Origin of the sequence: Sphingomonas sp. S2M10 (assembly GCF_012650175.1) — a bacterium.
Lineage (GTDB): Bacteria > Pseudomonadota > Alphaproteobacteria > Sphingomonadales > Sphingomonadaceae > Sphingomonas.
The window spans coordinates 181,110-198,491 of sequence record NZ_JAAILI010000008.1 but is presented as its reverse complement, the minus strand read 5'-3'; the positions used below and the strand labels follow the sequence as shown (position 1 = coordinate 198,491).

At 66.8% G+C, this 17,382-nt stretch carries 13 protein-coding genes; 12 read left to right on the top strand and 1 reads right to left on the bottom strand.

The window, feature by feature from the left end; all coding sequences use genetic code 11:
• The first annotated feature begins 261 nt into the window (after window positions 1-261).
• The 4 genes from S2M10_RS02350 (at window position 262) to S2M10_RS22540 (ending at window position 6,147) form a co-directional block, all read left to right on the top strand.
• Window positions 262-3,402 (top strand): TonB-dependent receptor, encoded by a 3,141-nt coding sequence (locus S2M10_RS02350; RefSeq protein ID WP_168844679.1) that lies wholly within the window; start codon window positions 262-264, stop codon window positions 3,400-3,402.
• Between the two features lie 160 nt (window positions 3,403-3,562).
• A complete protein-coding gene (locus S2M10_RS02345; RefSeq protein ID WP_168844678.1) occupies window positions 3,563-4,282 on the top strand; it encodes a SapC family protein in 720 nt (239 codons plus the stop codon).
• On the top strand, window positions 4,279-5,313 hold the full coding sequence (locus S2M10_RS02340) for a cupin-like domain-containing protein (RefSeq protein WP_168844677.1): 1,035 nt from the start codon (window positions 4,279-4,281) through the stop codon (window positions 5,311-5,313). The genes S2M10_RS02345 and S2M10_RS02340 overlap by 4 nt, the downstream gene beginning before the upstream one ends.
• Window positions 5,314-5,511: 198 nt before the next feature.
• Window positions 5,512-6,147: a PEPxxWA-CTERM sorting domain-containing protein gene (locus S2M10_RS22540; protein ID WP_168844676.1), complete on the top strand. Its 636-nt coding sequence runs from the start codon at window positions 5,512-5,514 to the stop codon at window positions 6,145-6,147.
• A 77-nt stretch (window positions 6,148-6,224) separates the two neighbouring features.
• Here the strand turns inward: S2M10_RS22540 and S2M10_RS02330 are convergent, their stop codons facing one another.
• Window positions 6,225-8,093, bottom strand: coding sequence for a methyl-accepting chemotaxis protein (locus tag S2M10_RS02330; RefSeq protein WP_168844675.1), 1,869 nt, complete (start codon window positions 8,091-8,093; stop codon window positions 6,225-6,227).
• Window positions 8,094-8,338: 245 nt separating this feature from the next.
• Here S2M10_RS02330 and S2M10_RS02325 point away from each other — a divergent pair, with 245 nt between their 5' ends.
• The 8 genes from S2M10_RS02325 (at window position 8,339) to S2M10_RS02290 (ending at window position 17,336) form a co-directional block, all read left to right on the top strand.
• On the top strand, window positions 8,339-9,391 hold the full coding sequence (locus S2M10_RS02325; protein ID WP_348770516.1) for a glycosyltransferase family 2 protein: 1,053 nt from the start codon (window positions 8,339-8,341) through the stop codon (window positions 9,389-9,391).
• A gap of 184 nt (window positions 9,392-9,575) precedes the next feature.
• The gene (locus S2M10_RS02320; RefSeq protein ID WP_168844673.1) at window positions 9,576-10,364 is read left to right on the top strand and encodes a 2-keto-4-pentenoate hydratase; all 789 of its coding nucleotides are present in this window, start codon (window positions 9,576-9,578) and stop codon (window positions 10,362-10,364) included.
• 32 nt (window positions 10,365-10,396) lie between these two features.
• A complete protein-coding gene (locus tag S2M10_RS02315; protein WP_168844672.1) occupies window positions 10,397-11,686 on the top strand; it encodes an MFS transporter in 1,290 nt (429 codons plus the stop codon).
• A gap of 28 nt (window positions 11,687-11,714) precedes the next feature.
• Window positions 11,715-13,139: a glucuronate isomerase gene (gene uxaC, locus S2M10_RS02310; protein WP_168844671.1), complete on the top strand. Its 1,425-nt coding sequence runs from the start codon at window positions 11,715-11,717 to the stop codon at window positions 13,137-13,139.
• 114 nt (window positions 13,140-13,253) lie between these two features.
• Complete coding sequence (locus tag S2M10_RS02305) at window positions 13,254-13,889, top strand: RpiB/LacA/LacB family sugar-phosphate isomerase (RefSeq protein ID WP_168844670.1); 636 nt, start codon at window positions 13,254-13,256, stop codon at window positions 13,887-13,889.
• Window positions 13,890-14,032: 143 nt separating this feature from the next.
• Window positions 14,033-14,803, top strand: coding sequence for a 2-dehydro-3-deoxy-D-gluconate 5-dehydrogenase KduD (gene kduD / locus S2M10_RS02300; protein WP_168844669.1), 771 nt, complete (start codon window positions 14,033-14,035; stop codon window positions 14,801-14,803).
• Window positions 14,800-15,804, top strand: a complete 1,005-nt coding sequence (locus tag S2M10_RS02295; protein ID WP_168844668.1) for a sugar kinase — start codon at window positions 14,800-14,802, stop codon at window positions 15,802-15,804. Before kduD ends, S2M10_RS02295 begins: the two co-directional genes overlap by 4 nt.
• Window positions 15,801-17,336, top strand: coding sequence for a carboxylesterase family protein (locus S2M10_RS02290; protein ID WP_168844667.1), 1,536 nt, complete (start codon window positions 15,801-15,803; stop codon window positions 17,334-17,336). The genes S2M10_RS02295 and S2M10_RS02290 overlap by 4 nt, the downstream gene beginning before the upstream one ends.
• Window positions 17,337-17,382 lie beyond the last annotated feature (46 nt).

Sequence of the window (17,382 nt, the reverse complement as noted above, 5' to 3'; positions counted from 1 at the left end):
AAATCCCGCAAACCAGGCCGTTTCGGTCCGACAGGTTGCGGCATTACACCAGCCCGCGCAAGTTTGTTGCACTAATGAAAGCGTATTTCAGGCTGTAACATCGAAAACACACCTGCCGACAAAATCAAACCTGTCTAACAGCTTTATGTTTCCAACATTGACAATGTCGCGACCGATGGTAGCGATACCGTAGTCGCGAATGCATCGGGGTATTCGCAACAATAACGGTTTCCGACAAGAAATGTCGGCAGAGGAGGGGACATGAAGAGCGTATCGCGTTCGATCCTATGGTCGCGCTCGGCTTCCATGATGGCAGTTGCTGCCTGCATGGTACTGCCAACGATTGCACAGGCGCAGACCGACAACGTTGCCAACAATGCGGCGCCACAAGAAGGCACCCAGGGCGAAGAAATCGTCGTCACCGGCATTCGCGCATCGCTGGAGCGATCCATCGCGATCAAGCGCGAGGCGCCCGGCATCGTCGATGCGATTTCGGCCGAAGATATCGGCAAGTTCCCGGATACCAACCTGGCGGAGTCGCTGCAGCGTATTCCGGGCGTGTCGATCAACCGCACCAACGGCGAAGGCTCGCTGGTCACGGTCCGCGGCTTCGGCCCCAATTTCAACCTGGTGACGCTGAACGGGCGCCAGCTCGCGGCTGCGAACGTCGCGGTCGTCGGCGGTGACCAGAATTCGGACGGCGCCCAGGGCACGACGCGTTCGTTCGATTTCTCGAACCTCGCGACCGAGGGCGTTCGCACGCTCGAGGTCTACAAGACCGGCCGCGCGGCGGTCCCGTCCGGCGGCATCGGCGCGACGATCAACGTCGTCACGCGTCGTCCGCTCGACAATGGCACGGCCGGCCTGAGCGGCAGCGTCGGCGCCAAGGCGGTGTACGATACCAGCGTCGACGGCTGCCTCGATTGCGGTTCCAAGGTGACGCCGGAATTTTCCGGCGTGCTCAGCTGGAGCGACACCGAGCAGCGGCTCGGCTTCAACCTGTTCGGCAGCTACCAGAAGCGCAATTTCACGTCGATCTCGGCCACGTCGAACGATTGGAACATCATCCCCTACAGCACCTTCCTGACCGGTGGCTTCGCGCGCAGCGGCGGCGCCTGCACGGGCGCCGCGACGCCCACCTGCACCGTCGTCAAGAACGCACCGAGCAATCCGAACCAGCTCGTCGCGATCCCGAATGACAGCCGCTACCACTATGCCGAGGGTAGCCGCGAGCGCATCAACGGCCAGGCCACGGTGCAGTTCAAGCCGACCGACACGCTGACGCTGACCGCCGACGCGCTCTATGCGCAGAACAAGCAGCGCGAAGAGCGTTCGGACGTGTCCAACTGGTTCAGCCGTCCGTTCGACGAGGTGACGTTCGACAGCAACACCACCGTCGCCACGGCGACCTATCTGCACGAAACGCTGGGCGGTCAGAAGGACGAGGGCTTCGAGGCCCAGTCGCGCGCGCAGAAGAGCAAGATCGAGGATTACGGCCTGAATGCGAAGTGGGAGATCACGCCCAACTTCTCGCTCAACGTCGACGGGCATATCAGCTCGGCCTCCAGCCGCCCGGACAATCCCAACGGAGTCAGCTCGACGCTGATGGGCATGGGCGCGAACGTCGTGGCGGCGCATTCGGTCACCTATCTCGGCGGCATCCCGCAGCAGGACATCACGCTCGGCGCCAGCGCCCCGCTCGACATCAACGATGTCGGCTCGTCGATTGGCCGTACCCGTCGCTCGCTCCAGGACCAGAAGGTCAAGGAAGTGCGCGCGGACTTCGGCTGGGATCTGGGCGAGGGCAGCCGGTTCGACTTCGGCGGCAATTACCGCAAGGTGAAAACCACGCAGAACTACACGGAGACGCAGCAGACGCTGGGCGACTGGGGCCTCGCCAATCCGGGCGACGTGCAGCGGCAGGCGCCGGGCGCGCTGCAGGCCTTCTGCCTCGTCTGCAAGTTCGAACACTATAATCCCGGATCGGACCCCGATTCGCAGCTCGCCTTCCGGGGCAACGGCGCGGCGATCTACTCGATCCTGTCGCCCTTCTATGCGAGCCGCGGGAATGCCGTGGCGGTCAACAGCCGCAACGACAATCGCGTCGACGAGGAAATCTGGGCGGCCTATGGCCAGCTGACCTGGAAGGGCGAGATCGGCAACGCGCCGGCGCGCCTCGTGGGTGGCCTGCGCTACGAGCACACCAAGTCGAACACGACCTCGCTGACCGCCGTCCCGGCGGGCATCGAATGGGATTCGGACAACGACTTCACCGTGGTGCTGTCCAACCAGGGCCAGTATCTCAGCGATGGCGGCAGCTACGACAACATTCTTCCGCAGGTCGACTTCCAGGTCGAGCTGCAGCGGAACCTGCTGGCGCGCATTTCCTACAGCAAGACGATCGCCCGGCCGAACTACAACAACCTGTACACCTCGGTCACGGTGGGCGGTCCGCCGCGTCCCAGCATCAACGGCGGCATCCCGACCGGCAGCACCGGCAACGCCCGTCTGCGTCCGCTGATCTCGGACAATTTCGATGCGTCGCTGGAATGGTACTTCAAGCCGGACAGCTACTTCTCGGTGTCGTTCTTCGACAAGCGGGTGCGCAACTTCATCGGCAACGGCCAGTACAACTCGACCTTGTTCGGTCTGCGCGATCCGACATCGGCCGTGGCCGGCAGCCGTTCGGGCAGGGCCCGCGAGGCACTGCAGGGCATCGGGGCGGACACCAGCGACGTCAATCTCTACGTGATGACCTCGCTGATCCAGTCCACCGGATCGACGACCGCCGCGGTGTCGCAGTTCAACGCGAACTACAACACCACCACGCGCGCACTGGACGAAGCCTTCATCCAGTCGATCAACAACGGTCCGCGGATCCAGGCCGATGGTGCCGACGCGCTGTGGCAGTTCCAGGTGACGCAGCCGATCAACAACAGGGACGCCGAGCTGTATGGCGTCGAGCTGGCGGGCCAGTATTTCCTTGGCTCCACCGGTTTCGGCGTGGCGGCGCAGTACACGCTGGTGCGCGGCAATGTCGGCTTCAACATCGGCGCCGATCCGTCGCAGGACCAGTTCGCGCTGGTCGGCCTCAGCGATACCGCCAGCGGCACGCTGATCTACGACAAGAGCGGCATCTCGGCACGCATCGCCTATAACTGGCGCGGCAAGTCGCTGTCCGGTGTGAACCGCCAGGGTTCGCGCAATCCGGAATATACGGCGCCGTTCGGCCAGCTGGACATGAACATCAGCTACGAGATCACGCCGCAGATCGCGATCACCTTCGAAGGGATCAACCTGACGGAGGAGAGCGTGCGCACCTATGCGCGGGACGAGAAGCAGCTGTGGTTCGCCCAGGAGCTCGATCGCCGCTTCCTGCTCGGCGCGCGCTTCAAGTTCTGAGCTGCCGCGCATCTGCGCGAGTGGAGAGGGAGGGTCGCTGTCCTCGGGCAGCGGCCCTTTCCCGTGTCTTGGCGGGACGCAGACGGTTGAGGGGGGCGAGGCTTTGCGCCATGGTCCCACCGAACCGGGCGCGCTGCCTGGAAAGATGGATGTACTTCGAATGACGAACCCGGTCGCGCTGGACAATGTGCTCCACCAGGACCTCCGCGTCGCCTTTCGCCACGGTGCGGAATTCGGCGATGCCGCCAACCAGATCCTTATCTTCCCCACCGAGTTCGAAGCCGCGCAGCGCGAATTCCCGATCCTGTTCCGCGAAGCCGAGGGCGAGGGGCTGCAGGCGGTGGCGCTCACCGGCTTCGACCTCGACGAGAACCTCTTTTTCGACGGCGCGCGCTGGACCAGCCGCTATGTTCCCGCGCTCCAGCAGCGCGGGCCCTTCTCGATCGGGATCCCCGGCGACGGCGCCGATCCCGAGGAAGGGCCGACGGTGCACGTCGATCTCGACGATCCGCGCGTCGGCACGGAGGCCGGCGAATTGCTGTTCCTGCCGCAGGGCGGCGCCAGCCGCTATCTCGATCATGTCTCGCGCGTGCTGGGACGTATCCACGCCGGGATCGGCGCTGCGGCGCCGGTCTACGCCCTGTTCCACGAACTGGGGTTGCTGGAGGCCAATGTGATCGAGGTCACCCTGCACGATGCGCAGCGCTACCGCATCGACGGGTTCCAGATGCTGTCGCACGAGCGGCTGGAGGCGCTGGACGGCGGCGGGCTGGAGCAATTGCACCGCGCCAATCTGCTGGGGCTCGCCTATCTGGCGGCGTCGTCTTTGGGCAACATCAGCGCGCTCATCGAGCGCAAGAACGCGGTCGCCGCGCTATGAACATATTGGCCGGGGCCGCGCCCGCCGTGCGGACGATCGAGGACGTGGCGCCGGACGCCATCCCCTTCGACCGGCTGATGGCGGACCAGCAGCCGGTGATCCTGAAGGGGGGTGCCGCCGATTGGCCGCTGGTGCGGGCCGGGCTGGCGTCGGCGGACGCGGCGATGGACCTGCTGCAGCGGTTCGACGGCGGTCGCCCGGTGGTGACCTTCACCGGCGCGCCCGAGATCGAGGGGCGCTTCTTCTATGACGACAGCGTCACCGGGCTGAACTTCACGGGCCGCCGCGAGCCGCTGACCGCGCTGCTCGACACGATGCGCCCGCGGATCGGGGAGGCGGCGGCGCCGAGCTTCTATGTCGGCTCGACCGATCTCGACGCGTATCTGCCGGGCTTCCGCGCCGAGAATGATCTGCGGCTCGACCACCCGATGTTTGAGCGCTATCTGGCCAGCATCTGGATCGGCAACCGCACCACGGCCAGCTGCCATTACGACATGTCGCACAACCTGGCCGTCTGCGCGGTCGGGCGCCGCCGCTTCACGCTGTTCCCGCCCGATCAGGTCGCCAACCTCTATCCCGGTCCGCTCGAGCCGACGCCGGGCGGGCAGGTGGTCAGCATGGTCGACTTCGCGGCACCCGATTTCGACCGGCACCCCGGCTTCCGGGACGCCATGGCGGCAGCGCAGGTGGCGGAGATGGAGGCGGGCGACCTGCTCTTCTATCCGGCGATGTGGTGGCATCATGTCGAGGCGCTGGCACCGTTCAACGTGCTGGTGAACTATTGGTGGAACACCAGCCCCGCTTGGCTGGACACGCCGCAGCTTACGCTACTGCACGGCCTGCTCAGCCTGCGGGACCGTCCAGCGCCGGAAAAGGCGGCCTGGAAGGCGCTGTTCGACTATTATGTGTTCGGCGATCCGGATCGTGCCGCAGCGCACCTCCCCGAAGCGGCACGCGGGCCGCTCGCACCGATCGACGCCACGGCCGCACGGCGGCTCCGCGCGCAGTTGCTGCACCGGCTGAACCGGTAGTTCGGCAAAGTTGCGCAGACGGTCGACGGATAAGCCCGGCCTGGCGCAACATGGTTAATTTTTGAGGTAAACCGAGGACTTGGGGGCGAGCGCGAGCGGAACTTGCTGCGCCGCCGCAAGGTTCGAGGGCTGCCATGATGCGGGCATGAACCATGCGGCCGTTCCTGGCGCGTTGTACCTGTTCAGGAGGATTTGCGGATGTTTAAAGGCGCTCTGAGCGCGGCGGCCCTGGTTGCGGGTCTGTCGCTTACCCCCGTCTCGGCTTCGGCCGCTCCGATCATCGGCGGTGCCACCGCCGTCGATCTCACCGCTACCAGCACGTTCCAGTCGCTCGGCTACAATGTCTCCACCTATGGCACGGCCAGCTCCTTCCTCGTCGGCGGCGACATCATCGCGGCCTTCCTCATCACCGGCGGCACCCGCAATGACTCGACCGGCGCGATGGTCATCAACCACGCCGGTTCGGGCCTGAACTTCTCGCTGGGCGGCAACACGCTCAGCATCGGCGATTTCGAAATCGATACCGCCGCCGGCCTGGTCCGCGGCAGCGCCGCGGCCAACGGCTTCACGCTTGGCAGCAACATCTCGCTCTTCAACCTCGGCGCCGGTTCGGTGCTGACGCTGACCAACGAAGCGGCCGCTGCGTTCAACACCACGCTCGGTACGCCCGGCCTTGCCGGCGCGACCATCGGTACCGCCAACCCGGTCGCGGTGTTCGGCCCGAGCGGCGTGCCGGAGCCGGCCAGCTGGGGCCTGATGATCGCGGGCGTCGGCTTCGTCGGCGCGTCGCTGCGCCGTCGTGCCAGCAAGGCGGCGCGTCTCGCCGCCGCCTGAATGCCCTTGTTCGCATAAGGAAACGGCCGGGAGATCGCTCTCCCGGCCGTTTTCTGTTCTGGTCGTCAGGGCAGGGGTCAGAAGCTGGCCCATTCCCCCGCATCGCTATCGGCCATCGCGGCGACCGGCAACGGCTTCACCGGCGAGACATAGCCGCTGCTCGCCCGCGGCTTGGCCGGCGTCGGGCGCGCGGCACGCGCGGCCCGTTGGCCGCCCACCTCGAACTTGTGCGCGGAATCGCTGAGGCTGGACACTTCCGCGTTCAGATTGCGCGCTGCGGCGGAGGTCTGCTCCACCATCGCGGCATTCTGCTGGGTGCTGTGGTCCATCGTCTGCACCGCGGCGGCGATCTGCGAGATGGCCGAGGCCTGGGCCTGGTTGTCGGTTGCCATCGCGCTGACCAGCTGGTGGACTTCGGCGGTCGCGGTGGAGATGCTGTCCAGCGCGCCTTCCACCTGGTGCACGGTCTGCACCGCCTCGACGATGTCCTTCTGCGTCGCGCTCAGCTGGTCGCGCGCGCGGCTGGCCTCCTCTTCCGAGCGCATCGCCAGCTGCGACACGAGATCGGCGACCACCGCGAAGCCGCGGCCTGCCTCGCCGGCGCGGCCAGCCTCAACGGCGGCGTTCATCGCCAGCACGCGCGTCTGGAAGGCGATCTTGTCGAGACCTTCGATCACGCTGTCGATGCCCTTCGCACCTTCCGAAACGCGCGTCATCGCCTGCACGGCGGTATCGGTGATGACGCGACCATCGCGGACCGTTTCGATCGCGCCGTTGGTGCGCTGGACGGTGGTATCGGCGGCACGGGCCGTCGCCTTCAGGCGCTGGTCCATCTGCGTGACCGCAGCCGCAGTCTGCTCGAGGCTGGCGGCATTGGCCTCGGTGCGCTTGGCCAGATCCTCCGACGCGGCGGCAATCTCGCCGGAGCCGGTGCGGATCGTGGTGGCGCTCTCTAGCACCTGCGCGATCAGCTGGCGCAGATTGGTGACGGCACGGTTGAAGTTGTTCTTCACCGGCTCGAATTGCGGCGCGACATCGGCGTCGATCGAGGCGGTCAGGTCGCCGCGCGAGAGGGCGTCCAGGCGCGTATCCAGGGCACCGAGCAGGCTGCTCTGGGCGGCGTCGGACGCTTCCTTGGCGCGTCGATCCGTTTCCTGCGCCATGGCGTTCTCGCGGAACACCGCCACGGTACGCGCCATCACGCCGAGTTCGTCGCCGCGGTCGGTACCGGGCACGGCCGTGCGGAGATCGCCGCCTGCAACGGCCTGCATCGCATTGCGGAGCGTGTCGAGCGGCTCGCTGATGCCGAAGCGCGAGACGAAATAGCCGAGCGCCATGGCGAACAGGATCGCGATCACGCTGATCGTTACCAGCGTCCACATGGTTGCTTGTCCGGCAGCCTGCAGCGCGTGCGAGATGTCGGCAGCGTCCTTGGTCCGCTGATTGTTGAACGTCGACAATCGCTGCGAAATCGTCTGAACGGCCGGATCGACCTCGCGCAGCAGCGCCAACGCGGGCGCATCGTCGTTGCGCAGGCCGTGCCGGATCGCCGCCGCGGTCTTGTCCTGCAGCGTCTCGATCGTTCCGCGGACTTCGTCGAGGATCGGCTTGGCCGAACCGTCCTCGCGTTCGATCTCGTCCATCAGCGCCTTGGCCTGGGTGTAGTTCTGCAGTTCCTCGGTCTGGGACTGGCGCGCCATCGGGCTGTTGCCGTCATAGGCGACCGCACGATAGCCGGCATAGGCCATGCCCTCGATCAGGCGGTTCAGCCGCGCCGTATGCGCCGTGCTGGGCAGCGTGCCGAGCGTGAGTTCGGAATATTCCCGGTTGGTGCGAGAGAGGCTGCTGGCGCTGATGGCGGTGATGATGAGCGTGACGAGGCTGATCATGGCGATCACCGTCAGGATTTTGACGGGCACGCGCACACGTGCGAGTAACTGTTTCATTCCGTGGATCCCCGATGCACCGACCCGAACGAGGCCGGCCGCAAGACCTTCATTATAGAGTCCGTCGTGCATGGGTGGGCCGTGCGGGTGCGTAAAACTGGTGCATCAAGGGCTTGTGCGGACAAGATGCGCGTCAACCTCGCCGCTCGACGGATGCCGTGAACTGCCGTCGGAAGCAGCATCGCCGGTACGCATCCCCTATAATGCGGAGGTGGCGCCGCAGCGGTGCCGGGGGAAAGGTGCGCGTGACACGGCTGGCACTGGTGATGATCGCTCGAAACGAAGCGCGCGCGATTGCCCGGGCGCTGGATAGCGCACGGCCGCATGTCGACCGGATGATCGTGCTGGATACCGGCTCCAACGATGCGACGGTGGCAATCGCGGAGAATTGCGGCGCGCGCGTTTTCCGGTTCGACTGGTGCGACGACTTCGCCGCTGCCCGCAACGCCGCGCTGCACCATTCGGACGCGGACTGGAATCTGGTGCTCGACGCCGACGAGTGGCTCGATGGCGGGTTCGAGGCGTTGCGGACGCACGCGCTGCCTCCGGGAGGGGCGCGGGCCGGCTTCATCGGTTGCGCCCAGCTGCGGAACGAGGGCGTGGCGGCCAATGTCACGCGCCGATTCCTTCCGCGTATCCTGCCGCGCGGGGTACGCTATGCCGGGCGCATCCATGAGCAGCCGGTTTCCGCGCTGCCGCTGGTGCCCTGCGCCTTGCAGATCGGGCATGACGGCTATGCCGAGGCGCAACTCGCGGCCAAGCACGGCCGCAACCTGGCGCTGCTGCAGGCCGCACTCGCCGACGCGCCGGAGGACGGCTATCTCTGGTACCAGCTCGGGCGCGAGCATCTGGTCCGCGGCGCGGCGGACGAGGCGGTGGCGCCGCTGCGCACCGCCTGCGCGCTGACCGCGCCGCAGGCCGCCTATCGGCACGCCGTGATCCTCTCCACGATCCGCGCGCTGAAGGAGGCAGGGCATCTGCCGGAGGCGCTGGCGCTGGTCGATGCCGAACAGGCGGCCTGGCCGCAATCGCCCGATTTCTATTTCGCGGTCGCCGACCTGTATCTGGAATGGGCCAGCCGCGAGCCCGCGCTCGCGCTGGACGAATTGCTGCCGGTCGTAGAGGGCGCGTGGCTGCGCTGTCTGGAGATCGGCGAGCAGCCGCTGCTCGACGGCTCGGTGGTCGGCTGCGGCAGCTATCTGGCGGCCGGAAACCTTGCCATGTTCTACGAGCGCCTGGGCATCGAGGACGAGGCGCAACGCTTCGCCGCGATGGAACGTGCACTGCGCGGTGCGTAATGCGCTTGCCGCTTCCGGCGGCTTGCGGCAGCATCAAGCCTCGGTAGAACCCCGCATACGCCGTTGACGCGGTAAGTTGACACCGGTATCAAAACCGGAGGCCGCAGCGCGTTGCAGCGGATCCGAGGCGGCATGTGCCCCCGGCAAGACCGGCGGGCTCCCGCACAGGGAGAGGGACGAAGCATTGGCGGAGCAAGCGACGGCGGAGCGCATCGCGCGGGCCTTTGTGGCGGCACGGCAGGCGCGCGAGGGATTCGCCGACTATCCGGGCACGATGCCCGAGACGCTGGACGACGCCTACGCCATCCAGACGCGCGCCATCGCGCTGTTCGACAGGCCGATCGCAGGCTGGAAAGTCGGACGCGTGCCGGATGCGCTGGTCGAGCGCTATGGCGCCAATCGCCTCGCGGGTCCGATCTTCGTCGACAATGTGGTGCACGCGGAGGCCGGGGAAGAGCCGACCATGCCGATCTTCCGCAACGGCTTTGGCGCGGCCGAGGCGGAATATCTGGTTCGGCTGGGCCCGCTGCCGCCACGGTTCGATCGGGCTTGGTCGAATGACGAGGTGCTGCCCTATATCAGCGAAATTCGTGTCGGCATCGAGATTGCCAGCTCGCCCTTTGCCGGCATCAACGAACATGGCCCCGCCGTGACCATTTCGGACTTCGGCAACAACAATGGTCTCCTGATTGGATACCGTATATCTTCTGAAGAGGATTTCCTTCAATGGCCGGTGTCGCTAACGATTGACGGGGAAGTTGCTGGAACCGGCACCGCGGGCGCGATGCTCGATGGACCGATCGGGGCGGTACGCTTCCTGTTCGAACGGGCGGCCAAGGGGCTCCCGCTGGCGCCAGGCCAGTGGATCTCGACAGGCGCGGTCACCGGCGTACACCAGGTGCAACCCGGTGCGCTGGTCGAAGCGCGCTTCGGCGAAACGCTCGGCGTACGGTGCTCGATCGGGATCGCCTGATCCCGGGGGCACGAAGTGGGATTGGAGAGTTGATGGCGAGCAAGGGCGAAGCCGCAGTAAGCGGCGCCGTGGCACGGGCAGGGCGGTATCGCTGGGTGATCTGCGGGCTGTTGTTCGCAGCCACGATCATCAATTACGTCGATCGGCAGATGATCGGGGTGCTCAAGCCGACGCTGATGGCGGATCTGCACTGGACCGAACAGGACTTTGCCGGCGTCATCATCTGGTTCCAGTTCGCCTATGCCGTGGGCTACATCATCTTCGGCAAGGTGGTCGATCAGGTCGGCGCGCGGGTCGGCTACACCATCGCCTTCGTCATCTGGCAGGTCGCGCATATCTTCCACGGTGCCGCGCACAGCCTGATGCACTTCGCGCTGGCCCGCTTCGCGCTGGGCATCGGCGAGTCCGGCAACTTCCCCGCGGGCATCAAGGCAGTGACCGAGTGGTTCCCCGCCAAGGAGCGTGCCTTCGCGATCGGCGTGTTCAATGCCGGCGCCAATATCGGCGCGGTGCTGACGCCGCTGGTCATTCCCTATATGGTGCTGGCCTGGGGCTGGCGCTCGGCTTTCGTCATCACCGGCGTGGTCAGCTTCGTCTGGCTGATCGCCTGGTGGACGCTCTACCGCAGCCCGCGCGAGCATCCCAAGGTGAGCGAAGGCGAGCTCGCCTGGATCGAGCAGGATCCGGCCGACCCGGTGGTCAAGCTCGGCTATGGCGCGGTGCTCGCCAAGCGCGAGACCTGGGCCTATGCGCTCGGCAAGTTCTTCATCGATCCGATCTGGTGGTTCTTCCTGTTCTGGCTGCCGGGCTATCTGTTCGAGCGCTACCAGCTGGACCTCAAGACCTTCGGCATTCCGCTCGCCGCCATCTATCTCGTGTCCGACATGGGCAGCGTCGCCGGCGGGTGGCTCTCCTCGCGGCTGATGCGCGCGGGGTACAGCGCCAATGTAGCGCGCAAGGTGACGATGCTCGTCTGTGCCTTCGCGGTGTTGCCGGTGCTGTTTGCCGAATCGCTGAGCAGCGTATGGATGGCGGTGGCCGTGATCGGCATCGCGACCGCGGCGCACCAGGCCTTCTCGGCCAATCTCTATGCCCTGCCGGCGGACATGTTCCCGCGCGGCGCCGTCGGTTCGGTCATCGGCATCGGCGGCACCGTCGGCGCCATAGGCGGCATCCTGATGTCGTTCTATGCCGGCGAGGTGCTCGCGCGGATCGGCAGCTACTGGCCGCTCTTCGCGGTGGCGGGCAGCGCCTATTTCGTGGCACTCGCCTGCGTGCATTTCCTGTCGCCGCGGCTCGCCCGCGTCGACATGAGCCGCTGATCCAACATCACCGTTACCGGAGTTCCCGATGGCCAAGCCGCTGAAGCTCGATCCCGACCGGTTGCTGCCGGCGGAGGACCGTACCCGTGCGATCGCGCGCGAACTGTACGCGCAGGTCGCCGGCCTGCCGATCATCAGCCCGCATGGCCATACCGATCCGACCTGGTTCTCGACCAACGCCAACTGGTCGAACGCGACCGAGCTGTTGCTGTCGCCCGATCATTACATCTACCGCATGCTCTACTCGCAGGGTGTGTCGCTCGACGCGCTGTGCGTGCCGAGCAGGGCGGGGATGCCGGCCACCGATCCGCGCGCGGCGTGGCGCACCTTCGCCGAGCATCTCTACCTGTTCCGCGGCACGCCGTCCGCCATGTGGCTCAGCCATGTGTTCGACGAGGTGTTCGGCTTCGAGGTTGCGCTCGACGGCGAAACCGCCGATTTCTACTACGACACGATCAATGCCAGGCTGGCGAGCGACGACTTTCGACCGCGTGCGCTGTTCGATCGCTTCAACATCGAGTTCCTCGCCACCACCGAGGGGCCGCAGGACGACCTATCGCCGCACCACGCGATACGGGAGTCCGGCTGGGGCGGCCGCGTCGTCACCACCTATCGCCCGGATGCGGTGATCGACGTCGAGCATGAGCAGTTTCACGGCGCACTCAAGATCTTCGCCGAGAAGACCGGCGAGGACGTGTACAGCTGGGAGGGCTATCTCGCCGCGCATGCCAAGCGCCGCGCCGACTTCCGCGCCGCCGGCGCCACCGCGACCGACCATGGTCACCCGACCGCGCGCACCGCCAATCTGAGCAAGGCGGAAGCGGCGGCGCTGTTCGCCAGGATTCTCGGCAGCGACTGGACCCCGGCCGATGCCGAACTGTTCCGCGCGCAGATGCTCACCGAAATGGCGGCGATGAGCGTCGAGGACGGGATGGTGATGCAGATCCACCCGGGCAGCTTCCGCAACCATAATGGCGGGCTGTTCGCCAGCCATGGCCGCGACAAGGGCGCGGACATTCCGATGGCGACCGACTATGTCCACGGCCTCAAGCCGCTGCTCGATCGCTTCGGTACCTCGACCGCGCTGTCGATCATTCTCTTCACGCTGGACGAAACGGTCTATGCGCGCGAGCTGGCGCCGCTGGCCGGTCATTATCCGTGCCTGAAGCTCGGCCCGGCATGGTGGTTCCACGACAGCCCCGAGGGCATGCGCCGGTTCCGCGAGCAGGTGACCGAAACGGCAGGATTCTACAACACGGTGGGCTTCAACGACGATACCCGCGCCTTCCTCTCGATCCCGGCGCGCCACGATGTCGCGCGGCGGATCGATTGCGGCTTTCTCGCGCAGCTGGTCGCCGAGGGGCGGCTGCTCGATTGGGAGGCGGCGGAACTCGCATTTGAGCTGACCAACGGGTTGGTTCGCAAGGCGTACAAGCTCGGCACAGCTGCATAAGTGGTTGAAAATCAGGGTGCGGCGCTCGAGATTGAGGCCGCACCCGCAAAATCGTGAGCGCTTTCCGGTCCGCTATGGTAACCGGTGTCGCTGCAAGCAGAAGGGACGAGGACGATGAAGATTGCGCTGATCACCGAGAATAGCCAGGCCGCCAAGAACGGCATCATCCACCAGGCGCTCACCAATGTCGCCGAGCCGCTGGGCCACCAGGTGTTCAACTACGGCATGTACTCGGCCGAGGACTCCGCCTCGCTCACCTATGTGATGAACGGCCTGCTCACCGGCATTTTGCTCAATGCGAAGGCGGTGGATTTCGTGGTGACCGGCTGCGGCACCGGCATGGGCTCGATGCTCGCCTGCAACGCGATGCCGGGCGTGTTCTGCGGTCTGGTGATCGACCCGACCGATGCTTTCCTGTTCGGCCAGATCAACGACGGTAACGCCATCTCGATGCCCTATGCCAAGGGCTTTGGCTGGGCGGCGGAGCTCAATCTGGAAGACGTGTACCGCAAGCTGTTCGAGGGCGAGCGCGGCCTTGGCTATCCCAAGGAGCGCGCCGAGATCATGCGCAAGAACCGCGGCATCCTCGCCGACCTGAAGCGCGTGACCTGCAACGACATGCTCACCGTGCTGAAGACCGTCGACCAGGATCTGCTGCGCGCGGCGATCGCCGGCGAGAAGTTCGCCGAATATTTCTATGCCAATGCGCAGGACGCGGCGATCAGCGACTATCTGCGCAGCCTTTCGTAAGCCAGCTGGGCCTTCACTCCCCCTCCCGCGTGCGGGAGGGGGCCGGGGGGTGGGCCCCCGGCCCCCACGCGGGATCTACTATCGGATAGCGGGGGCCCACCCCCCGACCCCCTCCCGCACGCGGGAGGGGGAGAGGGGATGCCATGACCAATCCGTTTGACCTCACCGGCCAGGTGGCCGTCATCACCGGCGCGAACACCGGCATCGGCCAGGGCATCGCGCTGGCGCTCGCAGCAGCCGGCGCGGACATCGCCGCCGTCGGCCGCACCCCCGCCGAGGAAACGGTGCGCAAGGTGCGCGACCTCGGCCGCCGCGCCGAGATCGTCTCCGCCGACCTCTCCACGATCGAGCCTGTGCAAAGGGTTGTGGACGAGGCTGTGGATAAGCTGGGGAAAATCGACATCCTGGTGAACAATGCCGGGATCATCCGTCGCGCCGACAGCCTCGATTTCACCGAGGAGGATTGGGATGCGGTGGTCGATACCAACCTGAAATCGGTGTTCTTCCTCTGCCAGGCGGCGGGCAAGGTCATGGTTCGCCGCTTCGGCGAGACCGGTGAGCGCGGGCGGATCATCAACATCGCCTCGATGCTCACTTTTCAGGGCGGCATCCGCGTGCCCAGCTATACGGCGTCCAAATCCGGCATCGGCGGCCTCACCAAGCTGCTGGCCAATGAATGGGCGGCGAAAGGCGTCAACGTGAACGCGATCGCGCCGGGCTACATCGCCACCAACAACACCGCGGCGCTGCAGGCCGACGAAACCCGCAATCGCCAGATTCTCGAGCGCATCCCGGCAGCGCGCTGGGGCGATCCGGAGGATCTGGGGGGCGCTGCGGTCTTCCTTGCCTCGCGCGCTTCGGATTATGTGCAGGGCCATGTTCTCGCCGTCGACGGAGGCTGGCTGGCACGATGACGTTCGCTTTCTTCGGGGAAATGATGTTGCGGCTGTCGCCGCCGGGCCGCGAGCTGCTGTTGCAGACGCCCAAGCTCGACGTGGCGATCGCCGGCGCCGAGGCCAATGTCGCGACCGGGCTGGCCTGCCTGGGGCATGATGTGGCGATGATCAGCGCCGTCGCGGCCAACCCGCTGGGGTCTGCCGCGATCGGCGAACTTCGGCGGCGCGGGGTGGATACCCGCCATGTCATGTCCGAAGCCGGTCGCATGGGCCTGTATTTCCTGACGCCGGGCGCGGGGCTCCGCGCATCCGAGATCGTGTATGACCGGGCGCATTCGGTGTTCGCCGATCGCCCGGCAGAAGCGTGGAATTGGGATGCGCTGCTGGACGGTGTCACCCGGCTGCACCTTTCCGGCATCACCCCCGCGCTGGGGCCGAATACCGCCGCCGCCGCCATCGCCGCCGCCGAGGCGGCCGGCGCACGGGGTATCTCCGTGTCGTTCGACGGCAATTACCGCGCCAAGCTGTGGGAAGCCTGGGACAGCGATCCGCGCGGCGTGCTCAGCCGCTTGATCGGCCATGCCGAGATCCTGTTCGGCAACCATCGCGACATCTCGCTGCTGCTCGGCGAGCATTTCCCCGGCGACGGCCCGGAGCGGCGCCGAGAGGCGGCGGAGGCTGCCTTCGCGGCGTTCCCCAAGCTCCAGCTGATCGCCTCCACCGCGCGACACGTCGACGATGTCGACAGCCACCGCATTGCGGCACGCGTCGATACCCGCGACGGCCATTACCAGACCGAGGAACTGCGCGTGAGCGGCATCGTCGACCGGATCGGCGGGGGCGACGCTTTCGCGGCCGGCGTGCTCCACGGCCTGCTGGAGGGCGGCGACGCGCGAGCCATGGCCGAGGCGGGGCTGGCGCTCACGGCGCTCAAACACTCGCTGCCCGGCGATGCTAGCCTGTTCACCCGCGCGGACCTTGCCGCCTTTGCCGAGGGCGGCCTGGACGTGCGGCGGTGACCAGTCGCCGCGCGGTGCTGGCGGGCGGCCTTGCGCTCACCCTGCCACCGCGTGCCCGGGCTGCCGGCGATCCGGTCACGGACGCACCCGCAGGGCGCTTCATGGGCACGCGGGAAGGCGGTCTAGCCCGTTTCCTCGGCATCCGGTACGGCCGGGCGGCACGGTTTCGTGCTCCCGTTGCCGAACCGCGGGTGGCGCGGGGCAGGGCGCAGGCCTTTGGCCCGATCTGCCCCCAGCGCGGGCTGAAGGCGGAGCCCCAGTCCGAAGACTGCCTGTTCCTCAACGTCTGGACGCCCGGCACGGAGCGCGCCGCGCGGCGCCCGGTGATGGTCTATTTCCACGGCGGCGCCTACTCCAACGGCAGCGTCACCGATCCGCTCAACGATGGCGCGGCGCTGGCCCGGACCGAGGACGTGGTGGTGGTGACGGTGAACCATCGCCTCAATGCCTTCGGTTATCTCTATCTCGCCCGGCTCGATCCTCGCTTCCCCGATAGCGGCAATGCCGGCCAGCTGGACCTGATCCTCGCCCTGCGCTGGGTCCGCGACAATATCGCGGCGTTCGGCGGCGATCCCGCGCGGATATTCCTGTTCGGACAATCCGGCGGGGGTGCCAAGATCGCGACGCTGATGGGCATGGAAGCGGCCAGGGGCCTGTTCCAAAGCGCTGCGACGATGAGCGGGCAGCAGGTCACCGCCTCGGGACCGATGAACGCCACGGCACGGGCGCAGGCCTTTCTGGAGCGGTTGGGCGGGCTGGAGGCGGCCATCACGCTTCCGGCGGACACGCTGGTCGAGGCGCAGGACGCCCGCGATCCCATCCTGGGCGGCGGTGTCTATTTCGGACCGGTGCTCGACATGCGCTGGCTGGTGCGGCACCCGTTCTGGCCGGACGCGAACCCGCAGTCGCTGGCGATCCCGATGATCCTCGGCAACACGCATGACGAAACGCGGGCCTTCATCGATCCCGGATCCGAGCGCATCCGTACGCTGGACTGGGACAATCTCGCCGCTCGCATGGCGCCGGAGCTGAAGATCGACGTGCTGCCCGAATGGGTGGTGGCGCAATATCGCACGCGCTTTCCCGGCGATACGCCGCAGGACCTGTTCTACCGCGCCACCACCGCCGGTCGCAGCTGGCGCGGTCAGGTGATCGAGGCGGATGCGCGGGCGGCCGCCGGGGCGCGGGGGACCTGGGTCTATCAGGTCGATTTCGCATCGCCGACCCGGCCCGAGCGCGGCGCGCCGCACACGATGGATATCGCGCTCGCCTTCGGGACGCTTTCGGCACCGGGCGCCTTCACCGGCACCGGCCCTGCGGCGCAGCGGCTCAGCCGGCAGGTAATGGGTGCCTTTGCGTCGCTGGCGCGCCGCGGGGCGCCGATGGCGCCGGGCCTGCCGACCTGGTCTCCCTACACGCTGCCCGATCGCGCGACGATGCTCTTCGATGTGGAAAGCCGGCTCGCGAACGATCCGCGCCGCTGGGAACGCGAGCTGTTCGCGCGCATCCCCTATATCCAGCCGGGCAGCTGAGCGCGGCGCCGACCGACCGCGCTCGGCTATCGCAATCGTTCGCGCC

Excerpts from the sequence above, each read along its gene's own strand:
- S2M10_RS02350 (WP_168844679.1), top strand. The coding sequence starts at position 262 with ATGAAGAGCGTATCGCGTTCGATCCTATGGTCGCGCTCGGCTTCCATG.
- S2M10_RS02345 (WP_168844678.1), top strand. The coding sequence starts at position 3,563 with ATGACGAACCCGGTCGCGCTGGACAATGTGCTCCACCAGGACCTCCGC.
- S2M10_RS02340 (WP_168844677.1), top strand. The coding sequence starts at position 4,279 with ATGAACATATTGGCCGGGGCCGCGCCCGCCGTGCGGACGATCGAGGAC.
- S2M10_RS22540 (WP_168844676.1), top strand. The coding sequence starts at position 5,512 with ATGTTTAAAGGCGCTCTGAGCGCGGCGGCCCTGGTTGCGGGTCTGTCG.
- S2M10_RS02330 (WP_168844675.1), bottom strand. The coding sequence starts at position 8,093 with ATGAAACAGTTACTCGCACGTGTGCGCGTGCCCGTCAAAATCCTGACG.
- S2M10_RS02315 (WP_168844672.1), top strand. The coding sequence starts at position 10,397 with ATGGCGAGCAAGGGCGAAGCCGCAGTAAGCGGCGCCGTGGCACGGGCA.
- uxaC (WP_168844671.1), top strand. The coding sequence starts at position 11,715 with ATGGCCAAGCCGCTGAAGCTCGATCCCGACCGGTTGCTGCCGGCGGAG.
- S2M10_RS02305 (WP_168844670.1), top strand. The coding sequence starts at position 13,254 with ATGAAGATTGCGCTGATCACCGAGAATAGCCAGGCCGCCAAGAACGGC.
- kduD (WP_168844669.1), top strand. The coding sequence starts at position 14,033 with ATGACCAATCCGTTTGACCTCACCGGCCAGGTGGCCGTCATCACCGGC.
- S2M10_RS02295 (WP_168844668.1), top strand. The coding sequence starts at position 14,800 with ATGACGTTCGCTTTCTTCGGGGAAATGATGTTGCGGCTGTCGCCGCCG.